Genomic DNA, 21,382 nt, shown 5'->3' on the forward strand with positions numbered 1-21,382 from the left:
CCGCGCTCCCTCGTTCTCGTCTCACTGGCCTCAGAACGGCCGGGCTCGTCCCTTTTCGCCCCCGGATCGAAGACCGGACCGAAGACCGGATCGGTCGCGGCAAGGCTGTCTGCGGCGCGCTATGACATGCACCGCTTTCGGGGCGTCTCAACCCCTGTTGCGTCATTCCCGGGTGATGGCGAAAGGAAAAACACCCCCTCCGGCCGGGCATGGCCCCGTCCCCGCCCCCCCGCCCCGGCGGGCGACTTTGTCCCCGTGAATTTTCGGGCTGGACCTGCACGCGGCAAACCGCCACTGACATTTCCGCTTGCATCGCCCCATATCCAGTCCGAAACCCCAGCTAGCTATCAGTCAGAGAGGTGCAACATGCCGTCCCTACGGAAGCTCATCGGCCAGGGAGGCCGGATCGCGCTCTTTTTGCTGGCGCTCTATCTTGTCGTGCTGTGCGGACTGCTGATCGGTCCGACCTTCACGGCGGTCTGTCTTGTGGTGCTGGCCGTGGTCGGGGGCTGTGTGCTGTACCTGCGCAACCCGGACCGCGCGGATCACTGGAAGAGCGCCCTGCCGCGACGCACCCGCCGCGAGACCGCGCCCGCCGCCACCCCGGTCGTGCCTGCATCCGCGACCGACCTGCAGGACCGGCCGGTCCAGCTGCCCGCGCTCCGCGACCCCGCGCTCGACCGCGAGGACGAGCGGCCCCCGCGACTGACCATGCTCGATACGCTGGGCTGGGAAACCCCCGCCGCGATGGCGCGGGACTTCGCCGTGCTCGGCCTAGCGGGCCTCGGGCTGGCGATCGTGGGCTACACCCTGCCGGCCTGGCCGGTCCTGTCCTGGATCGCCGGGTTGCTGAAGGTGGTGGGCGTGCTGCTGGTGCTGTTCAGCTCGGGCGTGCTCTATTCCTTCGGGCGCGAACTGTTCTGGCGCGGCCGCGGCTAGACCGTCGGCCTGCCTCACACCCACAGCGCGCGGCCCAAGGGCCGCGGACCACGTGGTCAGGTTGCGCGCCGGTGCGGTGTGCGTTAGCCATAATGACGCCTTTACCCCAGGACATGCCACTGAATTCAAAGGGAGTTTCTATATACCATTTAACTACAAACTATAATCATTATAGAAAAAGAAACGCTTCCGGCTTAAGCCCTCTGTCAACCTATGCGTTTGGAGGAGGTTCACGATGTTCGGCCGGTCAAAGCGAAACAGCGCGGCGAAGGATGAAGCCGATCTGGCGAAGGCATTCTTCGCGGTGATCGACCGCACGCAGGCGACGATCCAGTTCAGGCCGGACGGCACGATCATCACCGCCAATGCGAACTTTCTCAACGCGCTCGGCTATACCGAGGCCGAGATCGCCGGGCGGCACCATTCGATGTTCGTGGACCCCGACCATGTCAAGACACCGGCCTACAAGGCCTTCTGGGACGGGCTGGGCAACGGTCAATCCTTCACCGACCAGTTCCCGCGGGTCCGGAAGAACGGTTCGATCATCTGGATCCAGGCGACCTATGCCCCCTGCCTCGACGAGAACGGCCACACCACCCGGGTGATCAAGATCGCGACCGACATCACCGAGCGCCATGATGGCATCGACGAAATCGCCAAGGGGCTGGAACGGCTTCAGTCGGGCGATCTTTCGCACCGCGTGCCGGGATCGAGCCTGCCGGACATCGCCGCGCTGGCCGATGCCTATAACAGCGCCGTCGGTCAGCTTTCCACCACCATCGCCACCGTCAAGAACGTCTCCAGCATCGTCGAACGGACCGCTCAGGAAGTCGGCCAGGCCTCGTCCGACCTGTCGCGGCGGACCGAAACACAGGCCGCCACGCTGGAAGAAACCGCCGCCGCCATCGACGAACTGACGGCAACGGTCCGGAGCGCGGCCAGCGCCATCAAGGATGTCGAACAGTCGGCCGACCGCGCCATGGCCACGGCCGAAAGCGGCGGGCGGGTCGTCAGCGACGCGGTCGAGGCGATGGCCCGGATCGACGGCTCGTCCAAGAAGATCTCGCAGATCCTCACGGTGATGAAGGATATCGCCTTCCAGACCAATCTTCTGGCGCTGAATGCCGGGGTCGAGGCCGCCCGCGCGGGCGAAGCCGGGCGCGGCTTTGCCGTGGTCGCCTCCGAGGTGCGGGCCCTGGCCCAGCGCTCGGGCGAGGCCTCGGGGGAAATCAGCGTGCTGGTTCGGGAAAGCACCGAAAACGTCAAGCTCGGGGTCGGCCTGGTGAACAATGCCGGCAGCGAACTGACCCGGATCATCGACGCCATGTCCGGCATGCGCGAACATATCTCGCAAATCGCAACAGGCGCCTCGGAACAGGCGATCACGCTGAACGAGATCAACACCGGAGTCGGTCAACTCGACACCGTGACCCAGCAAAACGCGGCGATGGTCGAACAGGCGACCGCGGCCAGCCAGGGTCTGGCATCGGAGGCGCGCGAGCTTGCGGCGCAGGTGTCGATTTTCCGCACCGCCAATGACGGATATCCGGCGGCCGGCTCGGTCGTGCCGTTCCGCTCGTCGAACGCCGCCTAGGATCGGAAAAGTGAATGATTCCGGCGGCGTGCCTGCCGGGATCGCGTCGGGGCAGAGGGGAGGCCCTGCCCGCCTGATGTGCCGCGCTTCGGCGGCCCGGGCATTGTCGCTTCCCCTATGCACGATCCCGGTCATCACCGGGATGGCGACCCCTCAGGCGCCTGAGCCCAGGATACCGGCCCCCGACGGCGCCAGGAGGTCTGTCCTGTCGGCCGGAGCGCGCAATCCCGGTCAGGGCAGCCCCGGCAGGATCGGGCGCGGCGCCCTCTGCTAAAGAACCCGGAAAAGCTTGTCGCGGGCGGTCTGGCCGCGCACCAGGTCCAGCCGGGATTTCGGAACGCCCAGCGCCTTGGCCAGAAGCTTCGTCACCGCGGCATTGGCCTTGCCGTCCTCGGGAACCACGGTGACGTAGACCCTGATCTGCCCCTCCTCGGCCAGAATCCGGTCGCGCGAGGCCCGGGGCGTCACCCGCACCGCGATTTCGGTGCCGGGCACCGCCAGATGGGTCAGATCGGTCATGCCCGCCTTGCTGCCCCGGCCACGGCGGCGCGTCAAGCCGGGCTTGAACCCCGCCCCCGACCGCCGCCATATAGGCGTCAAGCCGGGCTTGAACCCCGCCCCCGACCGCCGCCATATAGGCGTAAAGAGGAGGTGGCCCATGCCCGACCCGCGCCCCGAGGTGCTCGACTTCCTGCTGACCCGCCGGTCGCGCCCCGCCAAGACCCTGGCCGAACCCGGCCCGACCCGCGACGCGCTGATCCCGATCCTGACCGCCGCCGCCCGCAGCCCCGATCACGGCAAGCTTGAACCCTGGCGCTTCATCGTGCTGGAAAAGCCCGCGCTGACCCGGCTCGAAGCGCTGGTCCGGACGCGGGGAGCCGCCCTTGGCCAGCCCGAGGAGGCCATCGCCAAGGCCGCCTCGGCCTATGCGCAAAGCCCGCTGGCCGTGGTCGTCGTCTCGGCGCCGAAACCCTCGTCCAAGGTGCCCGAGATCGAGCAGATCCATTCCGCCGGCGCCGTGTGCCTGGCGCTGCTGAATGCCGCGCTTGCCTCGGGCTGGGGCGCCAACTGGCTGACCGGCTGGCCCGCCCATGACCGCGGCTTCCTGGCCGAGGGTCTGGGGCTGGCCGAGACCGAAACCGTCGCGGGGATCGTCCATATCGGCACCGAAACGGCGGCACCGCCCGACCGGCCGCGCCCCGACATCACCGCAATCACCGAATGGGTATCCGAATGATCCTGACCGCCTTTCTCAAGACGCTGGGCCAGATCGGCGACCGGGCGTTCCGCCGGGTGCTGTTTCTGGGCGTCGGCCTGTCGGTGCTGCTGCTGGCCGCGATCTATGCCGCGATCTTCTTCCTTATCGGCTGGCTCGTCCCCGACAGCTTTACACTGCCCTGGATCGGCGAGGTCAATTGGGTCGACGAGATCCTGTCGGGCGCCTCGTTCCTGCTGATGATCGTGATGTCGGTGTTTCTGATGGTGCCGGTGGCCTCGGCCTTCACGGGCATCTTCCTTGACGACGTGGCCGAGGCGGTCGAGGCGCGGCACTATCCGACCCTGCCGCCGGTCGCCCCGATCCCGGTCTTCGACCAGATCCGCGACAGTCTTGGCTTTCTTGGCGTCGTGCTGGCGGTCAACCTCGTGGCGCTGGTGCTTTACTTCTTCGTCGGACCGTTCGCGCCGTTCCTTTTCTGGGCGGTGAACGGGTTCCTTCTGGGGCGAGAATATTTCCAGATGGCGGCGATGCGGCGGCTCGGCCGTCAGGGCGCGCGCGAGCTGCGCAGCCGCCATGGCGCGACGATCTTCCTGGCCGGGCTGCTGATGGCGGTGCCGCTGAGCCTGCCCTTGGTGAACCTCGTCATCCCGATCCTCGGCGCGGCGGTCTTCACCCATCTGGTCAACCGCCTGATCGCCGCCCGCCCGGCAGCGGCCTGAAAACCGCCCTTCGCCGTTGCGGCGCCCCCCGGCGATTGGTAATGGCAGCTTACCAAAGCGAGGGAAGGCAATGCCCGTCATCACCACGATCGAAGACCTGCACCGGATTTACAGACGCCGCGTGCCCAAGATGTTCTACGACTACTGCGAGACGGGCAGCTGGACCGAACAGACCTTCCGCGACAACAGTTCGGATTTCGCGAAGATCCGGCTGCGCCAGCGGGTCGCGGTCGACATGGAGGGCCGCTCGACCGCCACGCGGATGATCGGGCAGGATGTGGCGATGCCGGTGGCCCTGGCGCCGGTCGGGCTGACCGGCATGCAGGCCGCCGATGGCGAGATCAAGGCCGCCCGCGCCGCCGAAAAATTCGGCGTGCCTTTTACCCTGTCGACCATGTCGATCTGTTCCATCGAGGACGTCGCGGCCCATACCAAAAAGCCGTTCTGGTTCCAGCTTTACGTGATGCGCGACCAGGACTACCTCGCCAACCTGATCGAGCGGGCCAGGGCCGCGAACTGCTCGGCGCTGGTGTTGACGCTCGATCTGCAGATCCTCGGCCAGCGCCACAAGGATCTTAAGAACGGCCTGTCGGCCCCGCCCAAGATGACCCTCCCGACCATGGCGAACCTGGCCACCAAATGGGGCTGGGGGCTTGAGATGCTGCAAACGAAACGCCGCTTCTTCGGCAACATCATCGGGCACGCCAAGGGCGTCACCGACGCCTCGTCGCTGGTCGACTGGACGGCCGGCAATTTCGACCCGCGGCTCGACTGGTCGCAGGTGAAGAAGCTGAAAGACGACTGGGGCGGCAAGCTGATCCTCAAGGGCATTCTCGATGCCGAGGACGCACGCCGCGCGCTCGATGTCGGGGCCGATGCCATCGTCGTGTCGAACCATGGCGGGCGGCAGCTCGACGGCGCACTCAGCTCGATCCGCGCGCTGCCCTCGATCCTGCGGGCCGTGGGCGACCAGATCGAGGTGCATGTCGATGGCGGCATCCGGTCCGGGCAGGACGTGCTGAAGGCGGTCGCGCTGGGGGCCAAGGGCACCTATATCGGCCGCGCTTTCATCTACGGGCTGGGCGCGATGGGCGAGGCGGGCGTGACCCGGGCGCTGGAGGTGATCCACAAGGAGCTCGACACCACCATGGCGCTGTGCGGTCGCAAGACCATCGCCGGGCTCGACCGCGACATCCTGCTGGTGCCGAGGGATTTCGAGGGCGACTGGGTCTGAACGAGGCCTGACTTGGGCCTGAGCGGCCCATTTTCCCCCTTTCAATCCGGCCCCGGCTCGGCTATGGGCACGGCTTCATCGGGCATACACCCTTGGAGGATGCCCACAACCTTAGGAGAATAGACCAATGGCTGGTGAGATCCCTGATCTTAACGCCACGGTACGGACGGGGACAGGCAAGGGGGCCGCTCGTCAAGCACGCCGTGAGAACCTCGTCCCCGGTATCGTCTATGGCGGCGGCGCCGAGCCGCTTCCGATCAACCTCAAGTACAACGAGCTGCTGAAGCGCCTGAAGGCGGGCCGCTTCCTCTCGACGCTGTTCAACCTGAAGGTCGACGGTCAGGAAGACGTGCGGGTGATCTGCCGCGGCGTTCAGCGCGACGTGGTCAAGGACCTGCCGACCCATGTGGACCTGATGCGGCTGCGCCGCACCTCGCGGATCAACCTCTTCATCCCGGTCGAGTTCGTGGGAGAAGAGAAATCCCCGGGCCTCAAGCGCGGCGGTGTTCTGACCGTGGTCCGTCCCGAGGTCGAACTGGTGGTCACCGCCGGCGACATCCCGGAGAAACTGACGGTCGACGTCTCGGCGCTGAACATCGGGGACATTGTCCACATCTCGGACATTGCGCTGCCCGAAGGCACCACGCCGACCATCACCGGCCGCGACTTCGTGATCGCCAACATCTCGGCCCCGTCGGGCCTGCGCTCGGCGGATAACGAGGAAGAGGCGGTCGAGGAATAATCGGCTGCCGCTGGCGGATCGCCGCAAGCTTTCGACGAACGGGGCCCGCTGGGCCCCGTTTTCCTTTGGCGGCTAGCGCAGCATCGCAGGGTCGCCCGGCGGGGCATCGGGGTCGATCGACCCGAACAGCCCCGGCAGGCGCAGGCAAAGCCGGTGAATCTGCCCCGCCTCGGAACTGCCTGCAGGGGTCGAGACGCCCCCGGGCCACCAGGCGGCCTGCAGGGCCTGCTGGCTTTCGGCATCGATCCGGGGGCGAAGATAGCGCCGCTCGAATTCGTCGATCCAGCCCAGCTGAAACCACAGCGTCTGGCGATCCGCCGACCAGGTGCCGGGGCCATCCTCATGATCGAGGCGGCGCCAGTGCTGGCCGATCATGTCGCGCGCCCAGGCCGCACAAAGGATGCCCGCCTGCAGCCGCGCCGTCGCCACCCCGTCCGTCAGCGTGGCAGGATCGGCGCCCCAGTCACCCGTCACGGCAGCCTCGAACTGCGGGTCCATCGCAAGCGGCACGGCCCGCGCATCGCCGACCCCGCCAAGGACCGTCATCAGTACGATCAGGCTGTGCAGGGGAAACCACAGGAAGAGAACTCGGACCGGGTCACGCATGGGAATGCCTCGCCGTCTGGATCGACCCCAGCCATGGGGCTTGACAGACAGGGTAGGCACGGGGGCGTTGCCAAAGGGTTTCCCCCCCGGCCCCGGAGCAACGCGCGCGGTACGGGGCGCGCCCGCGATGCCCGCGCCCCCTCTACAAGCCTGAGTCCGAAGACTATTCGAGAAGATCGGTGGCCCCCGCAGCACTGCGGGGCCCCCCGGTGGGGCCGGTCTAGCTCAGGGCCTGGACCGATTCGAAGATCTCCAGTTCGGGCGGCTCCAGATACATGTCGGACGGCCCCTTGGCGCCCTTATGCGCCGCGCGGAAGGCCTCGGATTTCATCCAGGCCGCAAAGGCGGCCTCGCTCTCCCAGAAGGTATGCGAGGCGTAAAGCCGGTAGGTCTCCTTGTCGGGACCCTTCAGCAGGTGAAACCCGACGAACCCCGGCACCGTCTTCAGATGGCTGTCGCGGGTCTTCCAGACCTCCTCGAACGCCTCTTCACAGCCCGGCTTTACCTTGAAACGGTTCATCGTCAGATACATGGGTCGCCTCCTCGTTCCCGATCCGGCCGGTTCTGGCCTTTTGCCGCAGTTCAGGGCATCAAGGACAAAAGAGCAAGCGGCAGGAGATCACGAATGCGTCTCTTCGTGGGCCTCGGGAATCCGGGCGCGCAATATGCGGGCAACCGGCACAATATCGGCTTCATGGCGGTCGACCGGATCGCCGGCGACCATCACTTCTCGCCCTGGCGGGCCAAGTTCAAGGGCCAGACCGCCGAGGGGCGGCTGGGCCCCGAGAAGGTGATCCTGCTCAAGCCCGAAACCTACATGAACCTGTCGGGCGACGCGGTGCAGGCGGCGGTGCAGTTCTACAAGCTTACCCCCGCCGATGTGACCGTGTTTCATGACGAGCTGGACCTCGCCCCGGGCAAATGCCGGTTGAAGTCGGGCGGCGGGCATGCGGGCCATAACGGGCTGCGCTCGATCCACCAGCATCTGGGGCCGGATTACCAGCGCGTGCGGCTGGGCATCGGCCATCCGGGGCACAAGGACCGGGTTTCGGGCTATGTGCTGTCCGATTTCGCCAAGGCCGACCGCGACTGGCTGGACGATCTGCTGCGCGGCCTCTCGGACGGTGCCGCCGATCTGGCGCGGGGCGAGGGCGCGAAATTTCTCAACGCAGTGGCGCTGCGGGTTGCGCCCGCGCGGAACGGCCCCCCGGCCGAAGCCCCCGCACCGGCGCCGAAATCCGCCGCCCCGCCGCCCGAGCCGGCAGAGGACCCGCGCTCGGCGCTGCAAAAACTCGCCGACCGGTTCCGCTAGATGGACCTGCGGGCCGCCTGCACCGATCAGGCCGCGGCCTGCGCGCGGCTGGGATCGCCCTTCACCGCCGGGCTTCTGCGGCTTGCGGCCGAGCGGTTGCGGCCCGGCGGCGCTGTCGCGGACCGGCTGCTGGGCTGGAAGGGCGCGCTTGGCGCGGGCGGACAGTCGGTGCCGCTAAGGCTCGCGGGTGCGCTGCACGGGCTGGTGCTGTCGGGCGCGGCGTCCGGTCTGGCGGCGCTTTACCCGCCCGAAGATCCCGACCCGGACGGCCTCTGGGCAGAGATCGAGGCCGCCTTCACGACCCATGAGGCCCAACTGATGCGCTGGCTCGACAGCCCGCCCCAGACCAACGAGGTGCGCCGCTCGGCGGTGCTGATCGCGGCGGGGCACTGGCTGACGGCGGCGACGGGGTTGCCGCTGGTGCTGTCCGAGATCGGCGCCAGCGCCGGGCTGAACCTGAACTGGGACCGCTACGCGCTGGATCTGCCCGAGGGGTCCTATGGACCGGCCGATGCCCGGCTGCGCCTTGCCCCTGACTGGCAGGGCCCCGTCCCTCCGCAGGCCACGCCCCGGGTGATCGACCGGCGCGGCGTCGATCTGAACCCGATCGAGGGCAGCACGCCCGAGGGCGCGCTGCGGCTCCGGGCCTATCTCTGGCCCGACCAGCCCGACCGGCGGCGCCTGACCGATGCGGCCCTGGCCGAGCCCCCTGCCCCGGTCGACCGCGAGGATGCCCTGCCCTGGCTGGCCCGGCGGCTGGCTGACCCGTCCCCCGGCGCGCTGCACATGATCTTTCACACCGTGGCCTGGCAGTACCTGCCCGAAGAGGCGCACGCCGAGGGCGACCGGCTGATCGCCGAAGCCGGCGCCCGGGCCACCGAGACCGCGCCGCTGGCCCGGGTCGAGATGGAGGCCGATGGCGGCGACGGCGCGGCGCTTCGGATCACGCTCTGGCCCGGCGGCCCCCCGCGCGCCGTCGGCCGCGCCGATTTCCACGGCCGCTGGGTCCGCTGGACCGCGGCAGAGACACCCGACGACAGGGAAGGACGGATATGACAGACCGCAAGGCTCCCTCGCTGAACGTCCTGGGCGGTCGGCTCGACCCCTGTTCGGCCGTGCCGCTGACCGGGTTCTATCGCAACGGCTGTTGCGACACCGGCCCCGAGGATACCGGCAGCCATACGGCCTGCGCGGTGATGACCGCCGAATTCCTCGCCTATTCGAAATATGTCGGCAACGACCTGACCACGCCGCGCCCGGAATTCGGCTTTCCGGGCCTGACCCCGGGCGACTGCTGGTGCCTGTGCGCCGCGCGCTTCCTGCAGGCCCATGACGAGGGCTGCGCGCCGCGGGTCAAGCTGACCGCCACCCATCGCGCCGCGTTGGAGGTGGTGCCGCTCGAGGTGCTGACGCTGCACGCCGACGAAGGCTGACATTCGGGTCCCGAACGACACGGCGCCGAAACGGTCCGTGCGGGGCGCGACCAGCGCCTCTTGTCAGGCCTCGTCCATGCCGAAGCCCAGATGGCGCGCCACGGCAAAGATGTCCTTGTCGCCCCTTCCGCACATGTTCATGCAGATCAGGTGATCGGCTGGCAGCCCGGGCGCGATCTTCATCACATGGGCCAGCGCGTGGCTGGGCTCCAGCGCGGGAATGATGCCCTCGGTCTCGCAGGACAGCTGGAACGCGGCCAGCGCCTCGCGGTCGGTGACAGACACATATTCGGCCCGCCCGATATCGTGCAGCCAGGCATGTTCCGGCCCGATGCCCGGATAGTCGAGCCCGGCCGAGATCGAATGGCCTTCGAGGATCTGCCCGTCCTCGTCCTGCAACAGATAGGTCCGGTTGCCATGCAGAACGCCCGGACGCCCGCCAGTCAGCGAGGCGCAATGTTCCATCTTCTCGTCGACACCATGGCCCCCGGCCTCGACCCCGATGATCCGGACCGAGGCATCGTCGAGGAAGGGATAGAACAGTCCCATGGCATTCGACCCGCCGCCGATGGCCGCGATGATGGTGTCGGGCAGACGGCCCTCGGCCTCCAGCATCTGCGCCTTGGCCTCGGTGCCGATGATCGACTGGAAGTCGCGCACCATGGCCGGATAGGGATGCGGCCCCGCCACCGTGCCGATGCAATAGAACGTGTCGCGGACATTGGTCACCCAGTCCCGGAGCGCGTCGTTCATCGCGTCCTTCAGTGTGCCGCGGCCCGAGGTGACCGGCACCACCTCGGCGCCCAAGAGGCGCATGCGGAAGACGTTCGGCTTTTGCCGTTCGACATCGGTCGCGCCCATGTAGACTACGCATTTCAGACCGAACTTGGCGCAGACCGTCGCGGTCGCGACGCCGTGCTGCCCGGCGCCCGTCTCGGCGATGATCCGGGTCTTGCCCATGCGGCGGGCGAGGATGATCTGGCCCAGCACGTTGTTGATCTTGTGCGCGCCGGTATGGTTCAGCTCGTCGCGCTTGAAATAGACCTTGGCCCCGCCCAGCCGCTCGGTCAGCCTCTCAGCGAAATACAGGGGCGAGGGGCGGCCGACATAGTGCTTCCAGAGAAAGTCCATCTCGGCCCAGAAGCTGTCATCGGTCTTGGCGTGCTCGTATTGCGCCTCGAGCTCCAGGATCAGCGGCATCAGCGTCTCGGAGACGAAGCGGCCGCCGAAGATGCCGAACCGGCCGTTCTCGTCGGGGCCGGTCTTGTAGGAATTCAGGATGTCATCGGGCATGGGAGCCTCCCGCGCGGGTCAGTCGCCCTTGCCTACTGGCGCGGACCGCGCGCGGCAAGGGGTCAGCGCCCGTTTGCGGCCCCGTTTCCGGTCTCGCGGCAGAAGATCCGCGTCGCGGCGCCGTAACAGACCCCGCCCTCGCGCCCGCCCAGCGACACGTCGGCCACCGCGAACAGCACCTTGTCCCGATAGTCGAGCGAGATCATCGACCGGATCAGCTCGGCGCATTGGGTGCGGCCAAGCTTGCAGGTCGCCAGCAAAACGGCGCTGGCCGGATTGCTTTGCATGTCGGGCTCGGCCCGGTCGATCCGGTCCAGCAACTGCGTCTCGAGCGCGGCCTCGAAATCGGCCTCGGTCGGCTTGGTGAAGGCCAGCGCCAGCCCGGCCACCGCCAAAACCGCGATCAGTCCCAGAAGTCCCTTCATGTCTTCTCCTTGCCGCCCGCGGCGGCGATGAACCGGCCCATCAGGGCCTCGTCCTTGACCCCGGGCGCCGATTCGACCCCCGACGAGACATCGACCTGCCGCGCGCCGGTCAGCGCGATGGCCTCGGCGACATTGCCGGGCGTGAGCCCGCCCGCCAGCATCCAGGGCACCGGCCAGCGCCGTCCGGCGATCAGCCGCCAGTCGAAGGCCAGCCCGTTGCCGCCCGGCAGGGCCGCATCCTTCGGCGGCTTGGCATCGACGAGGATCTGGTCGGCGACCCGGGCATGATCGGCCAGGGCGGGCAAATCGGCCTCGTCCGCCACACCGACCGCCTTCATCACCGGCAGCCCGAACCGGGCGCGCAGCTCGGCCACCCGGTCGGGGCTTTCCTGCCCGTGCAGTTGCAGCATGTCGATCGGCACCCGGTCGAGCAGCGCCTCGAGCGCCGCGTCGTCGGCATCGACGGTCAGCGCGACCTTGGCAAGACCCGGCGGTACCGCCATGGCCAGCGTGCACGCCGCCTCGATCTCCAGATGACGGGGCGAGCGGGGGAAGAAGACGAAGCCCATATAGGACGCACCCAGCCGCGCCGCGGCCTCGATGGCGGCGGGCGAGGTCAGCCCGCAGATCTTGACCCGGATACTGTCAGACATGGCCGGCCCCTAGCGGGTGCTGCTGCCCTTCTCGATCAGGGCCAGCACGTCGTCATGCCCGTCGTTGCGGCGCTTTTCGGCCTGAAGCCGGTCAAGCTCGCGCTGCATCCGGGCGGCCTCGCGCCGCCGCCGCGACGCGTCCGTGCGGTGCTTGCTTTCGCGCAGCCACTCCCAGAAAAAGCCGATCAAGAGGCCCAGCAGCATGCCGCCGAAGCCCACGACGTAAAGCGGGACTTCCGCTGTGAACTGGACCCCCGAATAGGTGGCCAGTTCGCCGGGCAACAGCGTCACCGAGACCGGGTCGAGATTGGCGGTCGCCACGACCACGAGGCAGATGGCGAGAAGGACGAGAAACAGGTAGCGGATCAGGCGCATAGCGGAGACTCGGTTGTTATTTTCCGTTCAGCCGATCACGTAGCAGCTTGCCGGTCTTGAAGAAAGGCACGCATTTCTCGTCGACCTGCACCGACTCGCCGGTGCGCGGATTGCGCCCGGTGCGCGAGTCGCGCTGCTTGACCGAGAACGCGCCGAAACCGCGCAACTCCACCCGATCTCCCCGTGCCATGGCCGAGATGATCTCTTCGAAGATGGTATTCACAATTCTCTCGACATCCCGCTGATAAAGATGCGGGTTCTCTTCTGCAATTTTCTGGATCAATTCCGAACGGATCATTTGATGTCTGTCCCTAGGTCAAGGCCATTGCCGATTATGCGCAGCTGAGGCTTGCGGACTATAGCCGCGAAATGCGCGGCTGCGAAACAGAAACCCATTGAAAAGACGGGTGAAAGCACCTGAAACACGTCAGGGTTGCAAAGCGGGGGCTGCCAATCCGGAATTGACTTCGCCAGGGGCGGATAACGCCCGGGCAAAAGCCGCGACTCGGCGCCTGCGATTCGCAAAAAAGAACGGCTCCGCAAAGGTTGCGGAGCCGTTCCCGTTCAGCACAGGGTCGCGATCAGCGATCTTCGCCTTTCAGCGCGGCGCCCAGAATGTCGCCCAGCGAGGCGCCCGAATCCGAGCTGCCATACTGTTCGACGGCCTCCTTCTCTTCGGCAATCTCGCGCGCCTTGATCGACAGGCCCAGACGACGGGTCTTGGTGTCGATGTTGGTCACGCGGACGTCGACATGGTCGCCCACCTGGAAGCGCTCGGGGCGCTGTTCGGACCGGTCACGCGACAGATCCGAGCGGCGGATGAAGGATTTCATGCCTTCGTATTCCACCTCGATGCCGCCATCCTCGATCGCCGTCACGGTGACGGTGATGATCGAGCCGCGCTTCACGCCGCCAACGGCTTCGGCAAAGGGGTCGCCTTCAAGCGCCTTGACCGACAGCGAGATGCGCTCCTTGTCGGTATCCACCTCGGTGACCACGGCACGCACCATGTCGCCCTTGCGGTAGTCCTGGATCGCCTCTTCGCCGCGCTGGTCCCAGCTGAGGTCGGAGAGGTGAACCATGCCGTCGATGTCGTTGTCGAGACCGATGAACAGACCGAATTCGGTGATGTTCTTGACCTCGCCCTCGACCTCGGTGCCGATCGGGTGGGTCTCCGAGAAGACCTCCCACGGGTTGCGCATGGTCTGTTTCAGGCCCAGCGACACGCGGCGCTTGGCGGTGTCGATCTCGAGCACCATGACGTCGACTTCCTGCGAGGTCGAGACGATCTTGCCGGGATGGACGTTCTTCTTGGTCCAGGACATTTCCGAGACGTGGACCAGACCCTCGACACCGGGCTCCAGCTCGACGAAGGCGCCGTAGTCGGTGATATTGGTCACGCGGCCCTTGTGGACGGTGCCCAGCGGGAATTTCCGCTCGACCGAATCCCACGGGTCGGCCTGCAGCTGTTTCATGCCGAGGCTGATACGGTGGGTTTCCTTGTTGATCTTGATGACCTGAACCTTGACGGTCTCGCCGATCGACAGGATTTCCGACGGGTGGTTGACCCGGCGCCAGGCCATGTCGGTGACGTGCAGCAGGCCGTCGACACCGCCGAGATCGACGAAGGCGCCGTATTCGGTGATGTTCTTGACCACGCCGTCAACGGCATCGCCCTCGTTGAGCTTGCCGATGATTTCGGCGCGCTGCTCGGCACGGGACTCTTCGAGGATCGCGCGGCGCGAGACCACGATATTGCCGCGGCGGCGGTCCATCTTCAGGATCTGGAACGGCTGTTTCAGACCCATCAGCGGGCCGGCATCGCGCACCGGACGCACATCGACCTGGCTGCCGGGCAGGAACGCCACGGCGCCGCCCAGATCGACCGTGAAGCCGCCCTTGACGCGACCGAAGATCGCGCCTTCGACGCGGGAATCCTCGGCATAGGCTTTTTCCAGACGGTCCCAGGCTTCTTCGCGGCGGGCCTTGTCACGGCTGATGACGGCTTCGCCCCGGGCGTTTTCGACGCGATCCAGGTAGACCTCGACCTCGTCGCCGACGGCGATTTCGGGGGCCTCGCCCGGATTGGAGAATTCCTTCAGATCGACGCGGCCTTCCATCTTGTAACCGACGTCGATGATGGCCTGACCCGCCTCGATGGCGATGATCTTGCCGCGGACAACGCTGCCTTCGGACGGCGTGTCGATTTCGAAGCTTTCGTTGAGGAGGGCTTCGAAGTCCTCCATGGATGTGCTTTGAGCCATGTGGTCTCAGGTTTCCTTTACGATCTGTTTTCTGGCCGGGCGGTTGTCTCCGCCGGTCTTGGATTGGTCAGTGCGGGCGCCGTTCCGTATAACAAAGAGGGCCGGAGAACGTCCGACCCCTGCTCGCCTTCGCCACCGGCGTTTTCGCCTTTTTCGACGGGCGCTCTAATATAGGGTTTTTGCCCATCCCGCAAGGGGGCAGCCCCCGCCCGACGCCATCCGGGCGGGGACCGGCAGTTGGTCGCCCCGATCCCGCCCTCACATCCAGCGCGGCGGTTCGGACCGACGGGGCGGCAGCGGCGGCAGGCCGATGTCGCGCCGCAGGTGGTTGTCGAGCCGTCCCAGCCGGGCATCGCCCGGACGGCCGCGCCCGTCGAAGATTGCGGCGATCGCCGCAAACAGCACGCTCCAGGCGCCGTGCTGCTCGATGACGATCGCGATGGGTATCGGCGGTTCGATCCGGCAAGCCCGCCAGTCTGCGAGGATGTTCATGATTTGTCTCCGCAGGCCTCCCCCTGCGGGGACGCCCATTGAATGGTGTCGTGATGAAAAGGGAGTCCGGACGAAAGCACGCGCAGCGCGGCCGGGATCTGGACAGCGGATGGTCGGAGGGTGCGGGCTCAGGCCTGACGGGTCAGGCCGACCGGATCATCGGTGCGAATAAGTTCGCTGCGATACGCCGGTGCCGACAAGGGAGCCGAATCGCCAGAAGGACGCGCGATAGGTGATCTGCATGTCACGCCCCCTGTTGCTTGCGTGTTTCGGACCGCGGCTCCATCGCACGGATCGGCCGAATCGGCAAGCCTTTTGGCGCAGAGCCACGCCAACCGAGGCCGATCCGCCACAGCGTCTGACCGACGGCCCGGACCGGCTCAGTCCGGCTGCCGGGTCCGGATGGTCTCGATTGCCGCCGCCACCGCCTCGTCGATCGTCAGGCGCGAGGTGTCGAGGATCACCGCATCTGCCGCAGGGCGCAGCGGGGCCGCGGCGCGCGCGCTGTCCCGGGCATCGCGTTCGCGCATCTCGGCCAGGACGTCCTCGAGGCTGGTCTCGACGCCCTTGTCCGACAATTCGCGGAACCGCCGCCCGGCCCGGACGGTATCCGAGGCGGTAACGAACAGCTTCGCCGCTGCCTCGGGGCAGATCACCGTGCCGATGTCGCGCCCGTCGAGCACCGCGCCGCCCGCGCGCATCGCGAAGGCGCGCTGGAAATCGACCAGCGCCGCCCGGACCTCGGGGATCGCCGCGACCTTGCTGGCGGCTTGGGCCACCTCGGGGGCACGCAGATCGCCACGCTCCAGCGCCTCGGGATCCAGCGTCCGCGCCGCCTCGACCGGGTCGAGCCCGTCCAGCATCCGCGCGCCCACCGCCCGGTACAGCAACCCGGTATCGAGATGGGCAAAGCCGAAATGCGCGGCGACCGCGCGGCTGATCGTCCCCTTGCCCGCTGCCGCCGGACCGTCGATGGCCACCGTAAAGCTCATGCGATGTCCTCCGGCAGACCGGACCGCCCCGCCGGGGCCTGCGGCAGCCCGCCCGCGATCTCGTAATAGGCCCCCTTGTCGGCGCAGAAGATATGGGCCACCAGCCGGACGCCCGGATCGCCGTCGAAGCTGCCCGCATGAATGGCCATGTCGGGGCCCTGCCCGTCCCAGAACAGGTTCGACCCGCAGACCGGGCAGAAGCCCCGCCGCGCCCTCGCCGACGAGGTGAACCAGCGCAGCTCGCCCGCGACGGCGATGCTGTCGCGCGGGGCCGAGGCCGAGGCGACATGGTGGCCGCTTGCCTTGCGGCACTGGCTGCAATGGCAGGCGACGACCGGGCTCAGAGGCCCGTCGATCCGGTAGCGGACCGCGCCGCACAGGCACCCGCCGGTCACGCTCATGCGTCGCCCCTGTCGAATTCGGCGCCGAGCGCCGTCATGAGCCCCTCGAAGATCGGGAAAGAGGTTGCGATCGGCCCGGCATCGTCGACCGAGACCGGCTTTTGCGCCGCCAGCCCCGCGCAGAGGAAGGACATCGCGATCCGGTGATCGAGATGGGTGGCGCAGGCCGCCCCCCCGGGCAGCCCGCCCGCGCCCAGGCCATGGACGATCATCCAGTCCTCGCCCTCCTCGACCTCGGCGCCGCAGGCCCGAAGCCCGGCGGCCATCGCCGCGATCCGGTCGCTTTCCTTGACCCGCAATTCGCCGATCCCGCGCATCATCGTCGGGCCGCTGGCAAAGGCCGCGACCACCGCCAGGATCGGGTATTCGTCGATCATCGAGGGCGCGCGCTCGGGCGGCACCTCGATCCCGGTCATCGCGGGTGAGAACCGCGCGCGCAGATCGGCGACCGGCTCGCCCCCCTCATCGCGTTCGTTTTCATAGACCAGATCGGCGCCCATCTCGCGCAGCGTGGTAAAAAGCCCCGCCCGGGTCGGGTTCAGCCCGATCCCCGGCACCAGCACGTCCGAGCCCTCGACGATCAGCGCGGCCGCCACCGGGAAGGCCGCCGAACTCGGGTCGCGCGGCACCGCGATGGTCTGGGCCACCAGCTCGGGCTGGCCCGTCAGCACGATGGCCCGGCCCTCCGGCGCCTCTTCGATCCGAAGCGTCGCGCCGAAACCCGCCAGCATCCGCTCGGTATGGTCGCGCGTCGCCTCGCGCTCGATCACCACGGTTTCGCCCGGCGCATTCAGCCCGGCCAGCAGCACGGCCGATTTCACCTGCGCCGACGGCACCGGCACGACATAGCGGACCGGGGCCGGATCGGCCGCGCCGATCAGCGTCATCGGCAGCCGCCCGCCCTGTCGCCCGAAGGCGCGCGTTCCAAACAGCGCCAGGGGATCTGTCACCCGCCCCATCGGCCGCTTTCTCAGCGAGGCATCGCCGGTAAAGGTGGCAGTCACGGGCGAAGTCGCCATCGTCCCCATGATCAGCCGCACCCCGGTGCCCGAATTGCCGCAGTCGATCACGTCGGCGGGCTCGGCAAAGCCGCCCACGCCCACGCCCTGCACGGTCCAGTCGCCGGGAGCCTCATGGGTGACCTCGGCCCCGAAGGCCCGCATCGCTTTCGCGGTATCCAGCACGTCCTGCCCCTCGAGCAGCCCCGAGATCCGGGTCTGGCCGACCGCCAGCGCGCCCAGGATCAGCGCACGGTGGCTGATCGACTTGTCGCCGGGCACCACGGCCTCGCCCCGCAGCGGGCCGGATCTGCGCGCGGTCATCGGGATCGGATCGCCATGGGCGGACATGCGGAAGGCTCCTCGGACTGGGTCCCTGCGGCTTACCCAATGCGGGCCAAGCCGTCCAGCCTCTGGCCTGCCGCGTCCGCTAGCGCTCGCCCAGCCAGGTTTCGGGATTGGTCTCGGCAATCTGGCGGAACCGCGCCTCGCCCAGCGCCGCGCGCAGCCGGATCGAGACCGCCTTTTCCGACAGATCCTCCTGCCGAAGCATGTAGAAATCCGACCCGAAAAGGATGCGCGCGGCCAGCCGCTCGCTTTCCATGAAGAGCGTAAGCAGCGGCATGCAGGCCGGGACCTTGAAGACCGTATAGGAGATGTCGGTATAAAGATTGGGATAGGCCCCGCTCTCGATCATGTCGGCGATCTTCGTGACCCAGTTCCGCCGCCGGGCCTCGGGATCGAGCGGGTCAAGCCCTTCGGCCAGAAACGACAGCCAGTCCGCGTCGCCCCCGAAATGCGCGAGACACAGCCTGAGTTCGGGAAAGGCGCGCAACACCGGCACATGCGCCGCCGGATCGGTGACCGCATCGGCCCGGGCCGGGGTCCAGCGCCGGTGCCGCACGCCCCCGCGCGAACAATGCGAGACGACCGGCAGTCCGCGCTCGACGCAAAGCGGATAGACCTCGCGCATCAGGATCTCGTGGCTCGGGGCATAGCCGAGCCGGGGATAGATCTTCACCCCCCGGAAGCCGTACTCGTCGAGGCAGCGCCGAAGCTCGGCCACCGCATCCGGCCGGTCGGGATGAAGGGTGGCGAAGGGAATGACCCGATGCCCCAGCCCGGGGTCGCGGCTCAGCTCGTAAAGCTCGCGATGCTGGGCCTTCAGCCCCACCGGCACCGGGCCGTGGCCGCAATATTCCAGATCCATCGGCAGAACGACGAAGCGCGCGCTGGCCGGATAGTGCCGCAGCGCCTCGAGAAACACGGCGCGCTGGCTTTCGCGACAACCGGTCTTGCGGAAATGATCAAGCTGCAGGACCGCCTCATGGGGTCCTTCCCAGGGCTGCAGCCGTGCCGCGTGGCGCAACCCGTGCAACAGCCCCGGCCAGGCCCGGATCGCGGCGACCGGCGGCGCAGGATAGTAAAGCGGCGCATGGGCGGCGGTTAAGGTGTGGATGTGGCAGTTGGTGATCCGGATATCGGACATGACGTCCCCTTCCGCGTCCGGAGGCGGCGCTCCGGCCCCTGCCGGCGGCCCCTGCCCGGATCGCTTGCGGGTTTCTTCTTGGTCCAAATACCCTGACGCGACCCTGCCCCGGCGCGCGGCGCGCGGGTCGGGGGCGCAACGGCTCAGCGCCGGCGGAAGGTCAGGTAATGCGGCGCCCGCCCCTCACGCAGCGCCTTCTGCTCGTAACGGGTCGAAATCCAGTCGTCCCAGGGCGCACGCCAGTCCTCGGGGCACTCGGCCAGCCACTCGAACCCCGCCCTCGGCACCTCGACCAGCGTCTGGCGTACATAGTCGGGAATGTCGGTCGCGACCCGGAAGGTGCTGCCCGGTTTCAGCACCCGCGCCAGCGGCGCCAGGAATTCGGGCGTGACAAAGCGCCGCCGGTGATGGCGCGCCTTCGGCCAGGGGTCGGGATACAGCAGAAAGGCGCGCGAGATGCTGGCCTCGGGCAACACATCGAAGAGATCGCGCGCATCGCCCGGATGCACCGCCAGATTGTCGACCCCGGCCTCGCGGATCTTGCCCAGAAGCATCGCGACCCCGTTGATGAAGGGCTCGCAGCCGATGATCGCCGCCTCGGGATGGGTCGCGGCCTGATGCACCATGTGCTCGCCGCCGCCAAAGCCCACCTCCAGCCAGACCTCACGCCCGCCGAAGCGCGCCTGAAGATCCAGCGGCGCGCGGTCTGGGTTCTCGTCCCAGCCGACCGGTCCCGGCGCCAGCGCCGCCAGATCGCTGTCGAGATAGCCCTTCTGGGTCTGCCGCAGGGTCTTGCCGTGGCGGCGGCCGTAGAAATTGCGCCAGGCGCGCGCGGGCGCACCCTCGGCGGGGCCGGAGCTCTGGTCGGGGCTTTTGCGGGTGTCGTCGCTCATCGGCCGCGCCATAGGCCGCGCCCGCGCGGCGGTCAAGCTCTGACCGAAACGGTCTTGCGAGAGGGGCGCGCACCGGCCGGCACGCGCCCCCCAAAAAATGCGCTCCCGGACCCGGAAAGGCCCGGCGCGGTCCCGCCTCAGAACGCCTTCTTCAGCGCCTCGGCCAGATCGGTCCGCTCCCAGGAAAAGCCGCCATCCTCCTCGGGCATACGGCCGAAATGGCCATAGGCCGAGGTCCGGGCATAGATCGGACGGTCCAGACCCAGATGCTGACGGATGCCCCGCGGGGTCAGGTCCATCACCTGCCCGACCGCCTTCTCGATCTCGGCCTCCGGCACCTTGCCGGTGCCATGGGCGTCGACATAGATCGACAGCGGCTTGGCCACGCCGATGGCGTAGGACAGCTGCAGCGTGCATTTCGAGGCCAGACCCGCCGCGACCACGTTCTTGGCCAGATAGCGCGCCGCATAGGCCGCCGACCGGTCCACCTTGGTCGGGTCCTTGCCCGAGAAGGCACCGCCGCCATGGGGGGCCGCCCCGCCATAGGTGTCGACGATGATCTTGCGCCCGGTCAGCCCGGCATCGCCGTCGGGACCGCCGATCACGAAGGTCCCGGTGGGGTTGACCCACCATTCGGTGCCCTCATGCAGCCAGCCCTCGGGCAGGACCTCGCGGATATAGGGCTCGACGATGGCGCGGATGTCGTCCGAGGTCTGATCCTCGCTCGCATGCTGGGTCGAGAGCACGATCGAGTCGACCGCGACCGGGCGGCCATGCTCATAACGCACGCTCAGCTGCGACTTGGCATCGGGCCTCAGCGTCGGCTCGGCGCCCGATTTGCGGGCCTCGGTCAGGCGGCGCAGGATCGCATGGGCGTACTGGATCGGCGCGGGCATCAGCTCGGGCGTCTCGTCGGTGGCGTAACCGAACATGATCCCCTGGTCGCCGGCGCCGTCCTTGTCCACGCCTTGCGCGATATGGGCGGATTGCTCGTGCAGGAAGTTCAGCACATGGCAGGTGTTCCAGTGGAACTTGTCCTGCTCGTAGCCGATATCCCGGATGCACTCGCGGGCGATCTCGCCGATCGAGCCCATCAGCTGTTTCAGGCGGGTCTTGTCCGAAAGCCCGACCTCGCCGCCGATCACCACAAGCGACGAGGTCGCGAAGGTCTCACAGGCAACGCGGGCATTGGGTTCCTCGGCGAGGAAGGCATCCAGAACCGCGTCGGAAATGCGGTCGCAGACCTTGTCGGGGTGTCCTTCCGAAACGGATTCGGAGGTGAAGACGTAGTTTTGACGTGTCATGGAAA

Annotated in this window: 25 protein-coding genes; 9 read left to right on the plus strand and 16 right to left on the minus strand. The window is 67.7% G+C overall.

Annotation, left to right across the window (positions count from 1 at the left end; all coding sequences use genetic code 11):
• Window positions 1–366: 366 nt before the first annotated feature.
• Window positions 367–939: a hypothetical protein gene (locus EV657_RS09045; RefSeq protein ID WP_134077696.1), complete on the plus strand. Its 573-nt coding sequence runs from the start codon at window positions 367–369 to the stop codon at window positions 937–939.
• A 235-nt stretch (window positions 940–1,174) separates the two neighbouring features.
• On the plus strand, window positions 1,175–2,533 hold the full coding sequence (locus EV657_RS09050; RefSeq protein WP_134077697.1) for a methyl-accepting chemotaxis protein: 1,359 nt from the start codon (window positions 1,175–1,177) through the stop codon (window positions 2,531–2,533).
• Between the two features lie 270 nt (window positions 2,534–2,803).
• On the opposite strand, the gene EV657_RS09055 is transcribed toward EV657_RS09050, so the two are convergent.
• Entirely contained in the window at window positions 2,804–3,052 is a 249-nt protein-coding gene (locus EV657_RS09055; protein ID WP_075786763.1) for a DUF167 domain-containing protein, read from the minus strand.
• Between the two features lie 139 nt (window positions 3,053–3,191).
• Between EV657_RS09055 and EV657_RS09060 the strand changes: the two genes are divergently transcribed.
• From EV657_RS09060 to EV657_RS09075, 4 genes are all read left to right on the plus strand, one after another.
• A complete protein-coding gene (locus EV657_RS09060) occupies window positions 3,192–3,770 on the plus strand; it encodes a nitroreductase family protein (RefSeq protein WP_113670752.1) in 579 nt (192 codons plus the stop codon).
• Entirely contained in the window at window positions 3,767–4,471 is a 705-nt protein-coding gene (locus EV657_RS09065; protein WP_113670753.1) for an EI24 domain-containing protein, read from the plus strand. The genes EV657_RS09060 and EV657_RS09065 overlap by 4 nt, the downstream gene beginning before the upstream one ends.
• A 70-nt stretch (window positions 4,472–4,541) precedes the next feature.
• Window positions 4,542–5,705 (plus strand): alpha-hydroxy acid oxidase, encoded by a 1,164-nt coding sequence (locus EV657_RS09070; protein WP_134077698.1) that lies wholly within the window; start codon window positions 4,542–4,544, stop codon window positions 5,703–5,705.
• A gap of 127 nt (window positions 5,706–5,832) precedes the next feature.
• Entirely contained in the window at window positions 5,833–6,447 is a 615-nt protein-coding gene (locus EV657_RS09075; protein ID WP_113670755.1) for a 50S ribosomal protein L25/general stress protein Ctc, read from the plus strand.
• Between the two features lie 72 nt (window positions 6,448–6,519).
• Here the strand turns inward: EV657_RS09075 and EV657_RS09080 are convergent, their stop codons facing one another.
• Together EV657_RS09080 and hmuQ are read right to left on the minus strand one after the other, a co-directional pair.
• Window positions 6,520–7,053, minus strand: a complete 534-nt coding sequence (locus tag EV657_RS09080; protein ID WP_133260476.1) for a hypothetical protein — start codon at window positions 7,051–7,053, stop codon at window positions 6,520–6,522.
• Between the two features lie 220 nt (window positions 7,054–7,273).
• Window positions 7,274–7,585, minus strand: a complete 312-nt coding sequence (gene hmuQ / locus EV657_RS09085; protein ID WP_134077699.1) for a heme-degrading protein HmuQ — start codon at window positions 7,583–7,585, stop codon at window positions 7,274–7,276.
• Window positions 7,586–7,678: 93 nt separating this feature from the next.
• Here hmuQ and pth point away from each other — a divergent pair, with 93 nt between their 5' ends.
• The 3 genes from pth to EV657_RS09100 are packed head-to-tail and all read left to right on the plus strand — an operon-like array spanning window position 7,679 to window position 9,798.
• The gene (pth, locus tag EV657_RS09090; protein ID WP_134077700.1) at window positions 7,679–8,365 is read left to right on the plus strand and encodes an aminoacyl-tRNA hydrolase; all 687 of its coding nucleotides are present in this window, start codon (window positions 7,679–7,681) and stop codon (window positions 8,363–8,365) included.
• Window positions 8,366–9,421 carry a DUF2332 domain-containing protein gene (locus EV657_RS09095; RefSeq protein ID WP_134077701.1) on the plus strand — a complete coding sequence of 352 codons (1,056 nt, stop codon included), beginning with the start codon at window positions 8,366–8,368 and terminating at the stop codon, window positions 9,419–9,421. It begins immediately after the preceding gene.
• Window positions 9,418–9,798 carry a DUF2237 family protein gene (locus EV657_RS09100; protein ID WP_134077702.1) on the plus strand — a complete coding sequence of 127 codons (381 nt, stop codon included), beginning with the start codon at window positions 9,418–9,420 and terminating at the stop codon, window positions 9,796–9,798. The genes EV657_RS09095 and EV657_RS09100 overlap by 4 nt, the downstream gene beginning before the upstream one ends.
• Window positions 9,799–9,861: 63 nt before the next feature.
• Here EV657_RS09100 and trpB read toward each other — a convergent pair whose 3' ends face one another.
• The 13 genes from trpB to metK all read right to left on the minus strand — a co-directional run bounded on the left by trpB (window position 9,862) and on the right by metK (window position 21,377).
• The gene (gene trpB, locus EV657_RS09105) at window positions 9,862–11,091 is read right to left on the minus strand and encodes a tryptophan synthase subunit beta (RefSeq protein WP_075786773.1); all 1,230 of its coding nucleotides are present in this window, start codon (window positions 11,089–11,091) and stop codon (window positions 9,862–9,864) included.
• A gap of 62 nt (window positions 11,092–11,153) precedes the next feature.
• A complete protein-coding gene (locus EV657_RS09110) occupies window positions 11,154–11,516 on the minus strand; it encodes a hypothetical protein (protein WP_075786774.1) in 363 nt (120 codons plus the stop codon).
• Entirely contained in the window at window positions 11,513–12,169 is a 657-nt protein-coding gene (locus EV657_RS09115; protein ID WP_134077703.1) for a phosphoribosylanthranilate isomerase, read from the minus strand. The genes EV657_RS09110 and EV657_RS09115 overlap by 4 nt, the downstream gene beginning before the upstream one ends.
• Window positions 12,170–12,178: 9 nt before the next feature.
• A complete protein-coding gene (locus tag EV657_RS09120; protein WP_075786776.1) occupies window positions 12,179–12,544 on the minus strand; it encodes a lipopolysaccharide assembly protein LapA domain-containing protein in 366 nt (121 codons plus the stop codon).
• Window positions 12,545–12,560: 16 nt separating this feature from the next.
• Window positions 12,561–12,842 (minus strand): integration host factor subunit beta, encoded by a 282-nt coding sequence (gene ihfB / locus EV657_RS09125; protein WP_075786777.1) that lies wholly within the window; start codon window positions 12,840–12,842, stop codon window positions 12,561–12,563.
• Window positions 12,843–13,125: 283 nt separating this feature from the next.
• A complete protein-coding gene (gene rpsA / locus EV657_RS09130) occupies window positions 13,126–14,808 on the minus strand; it encodes a 30S ribosomal protein S1 (RefSeq protein WP_134077704.1) in 1,683 nt (560 codons plus the stop codon).
• Between the two features lie 258 nt (window positions 14,809–15,066).
• Window positions 15,067–15,300, minus strand: coding sequence for a hypothetical protein (locus EV657_RS09135; RefSeq protein ID WP_134077705.1), 234 nt, complete (start codon window positions 15,298–15,300; stop codon window positions 15,067–15,069).
• Window positions 15,301–15,680: 380 nt separating this feature from the next.
• Complete coding sequence (locus tag EV657_RS09140) at window positions 15,681–16,292, minus strand: (d)CMP kinase (RefSeq protein ID WP_075786780.1); 612 nt, start codon at window positions 16,290–16,292, stop codon at window positions 15,681–15,683.
• The gene (locus EV657_RS09145) at window positions 16,289–16,693 is read right to left on the minus strand and encodes a GFA family protein (RefSeq protein WP_134077706.1); all 405 of its coding nucleotides are present in this window, start codon (window positions 16,691–16,693) and stop codon (window positions 16,289–16,291) included. Before EV657_RS09145 ends, EV657_RS09140 begins: the two co-directional genes overlap by 4 nt.
• Window positions 16,690–18,042 (minus strand): 3-phosphoshikimate 1-carboxyvinyltransferase, encoded by a 1,353-nt coding sequence (gene aroA / locus EV657_RS09150; protein WP_134077707.1) that lies wholly within the window; start codon window positions 18,040–18,042, stop codon window positions 16,690–16,692. Before aroA ends, EV657_RS09145 begins: the two co-directional genes overlap by 4 nt.
• 79 nt (window positions 18,043–18,121) lie before the next feature.
• Entirely contained in the window at window positions 18,122–19,180 is a 1,059-nt protein-coding gene (locus tag EV657_RS09155) for an amidohydrolase family protein (protein ID WP_134077708.1), read from the minus strand.
• Window positions 19,181–19,323: 143 nt separating this feature from the next.
• The gene (trmB, locus tag EV657_RS09160; protein WP_075787653.1) at window positions 19,324–20,073 is read right to left on the minus strand and encodes a tRNA (guanine(46)-N(7))-methyltransferase TrmB; all 750 of its coding nucleotides are present in this window, start codon (window positions 20,071–20,073) and stop codon (window positions 19,324–19,326) included.
• Between the two features lie 137 nt (window positions 20,074–20,210).
• Window positions 20,211–21,377 (minus strand): methionine adenosyltransferase, encoded by a 1,167-nt coding sequence (gene metK, locus EV657_RS09165; RefSeq protein WP_075786784.1) that lies wholly within the window; start codon window positions 21,375–21,377, stop codon window positions 20,211–20,213.
• Window positions 21,378–21,382 lie beyond the last annotated feature (5 nt).

The organism is Rhodovulum visakhapatnamense (genome assembly GCF_004365965.1).
Classification (GTDB): Bacteria; Pseudomonadota; Alphaproteobacteria; order Rhodobacterales; family Rhodobacteraceae; genus Rhodovulum; species Rhodovulum visakhapatnamense.

Coding starts and splice junctions, on each gene's coding strand:
- EV657_RS09045 (WP_134077696.1), top strand. CDS start 367: ATGCCGTCCCTACGGAAGCTCATCGGCCAGGGAGGCCGGATCGCGCTC.
- EV657_RS09050 (WP_134077697.1), top strand. CDS start 1,175: ATGTTCGGCCGGTCAAAGCGAAACAGCGCGGCGAAGGATGAAGCCGAT.
- EV657_RS09055 (WP_075786763.1), bottom strand. CDS start 3,052: ATGACCGATCTGACCCATCTGGCGGTGCCCGGCACCGAAATCGCGGTG.
- EV657_RS09060 (WP_113670752.1), top strand. CDS start 3,192: ATGCCCGACCCGCGCCCCGAGGTGCTCGACTTCCTGCTGACCCGCCGG.
- EV657_RS09065 (WP_113670753.1), top strand. CDS start 3,767: ATGATCCTGACCGCCTTTCTCAAGACGCTGGGCCAGATCGGCGACCGG.
- EV657_RS09070 (WP_134077698.1), top strand. CDS start 4,542: ATGCCCGTCATCACCACGATCGAAGACCTGCACCGGATTTACAGACGC.
- EV657_RS09075 (WP_113670755.1), top strand. CDS start 5,833: ATGGCTGGTGAGATCCCTGATCTTAACGCCACGGTACGGACGGGGACA.
- EV657_RS09080 (WP_133260476.1), bottom strand. CDS start 7,053: ATGCGTGACCCGGTCCGAGTTCTCTTCCTGTGGTTTCCCCTGCACAGC.
- hmuQ (WP_134077699.1), bottom strand. CDS start 7,585: ATGTATCTGACGATGAACCGTTTCAAGGTAAAGCCGGGCTGTGAAGAG.
- pth (WP_134077700.1), top strand. CDS start 7,679: ATGCGTCTCTTCGTGGGCCTCGGGAATCCGGGCGCGCAATATGCGGGC.
- EV657_RS09095 (WP_134077701.1), top strand. CDS start 8,366: ATGGACCTGCGGGCCGCCTGCACCGATCAGGCCGCGGCCTGCGCGCGG.
- EV657_RS09100 (WP_134077702.1), top strand. CDS start 9,418: ATGACAGACCGCAAGGCTCCCTCGCTGAACGTCCTGGGCGGTCGGCTC.
- trpB (WP_075786773.1), bottom strand. CDS start 11,091: ATGCCCGATGACATCCTGAATTCCTACAAGACCGGCCCCGACGAGAAC.
- EV657_RS09110 (WP_075786774.1), bottom strand. CDS start 11,516: ATGAAGGGACTTCTGGGACTGATCGCGGTTTTGGCGGTGGCCGGGCTG.
- EV657_RS09115 (WP_134077703.1), bottom strand. CDS start 12,169: ATGTCTGACAGTATCCGGGTCAAGATCTGCGGGCTGACCTCGCCCGCC.
- EV657_RS09120 (WP_075786776.1), bottom strand. CDS start 12,544: ATGCGCCTGATCCGCTACCTGTTTCTCGTCCTTCTCGCCATCTGCCTC.
- ihfB (WP_075786777.1), bottom strand. CDS start 12,842: ATGATCCGTTCGGAATTGATCCAGAAAATTGCAGAAGAGAACCCGCAT.
- rpsA (WP_134077704.1), bottom strand. CDS start 14,808: ATGGCTCAAAGCACATCCATGGAGGACTTCGAAGCCCTCCTCAACGAA.
- EV657_RS09135 (WP_134077705.1), bottom strand. CDS start 15,300: ATGAACATCCTCGCAGACTGGCGGGCTTGCCGGATCGAACCGCCGATA.
- EV657_RS09140 (WP_075786780.1), bottom strand. CDS start 16,292: ATGAGCTTTACGGTGGCCATCGACGGTCCGGCGGCAGCGGGCAAGGGG.
- EV657_RS09145 (WP_134077706.1), bottom strand. CDS start 16,693: ATGAGCGTGACCGGCGGGTGCCTGTGCGGCGCGGTCCGCTACCGGATC.
- aroA (WP_134077707.1), bottom strand. CDS start 18,042: ATGTCCGCCCATGGCGATCCGATCCCGATGACCGCGCGCAGATCCGGC.
- EV657_RS09155 (WP_134077708.1), bottom strand. CDS start 19,180: ATGTCCGATATCCGGATCACCAACTGCCACATCCACACCTTAACCGCC.
- trmB (WP_075787653.1), bottom strand. CDS start 20,073: ATGAGCGACGACACCCGCAAAAGCCCCGACCAGAGCTCCGGCCCCGCC.
- metK (WP_075786784.1), bottom strand. CDS start 21,377: ATGACACGTCAAAACTACGTCTTCACCTCCGAATCCGTTTCGGAAGGA.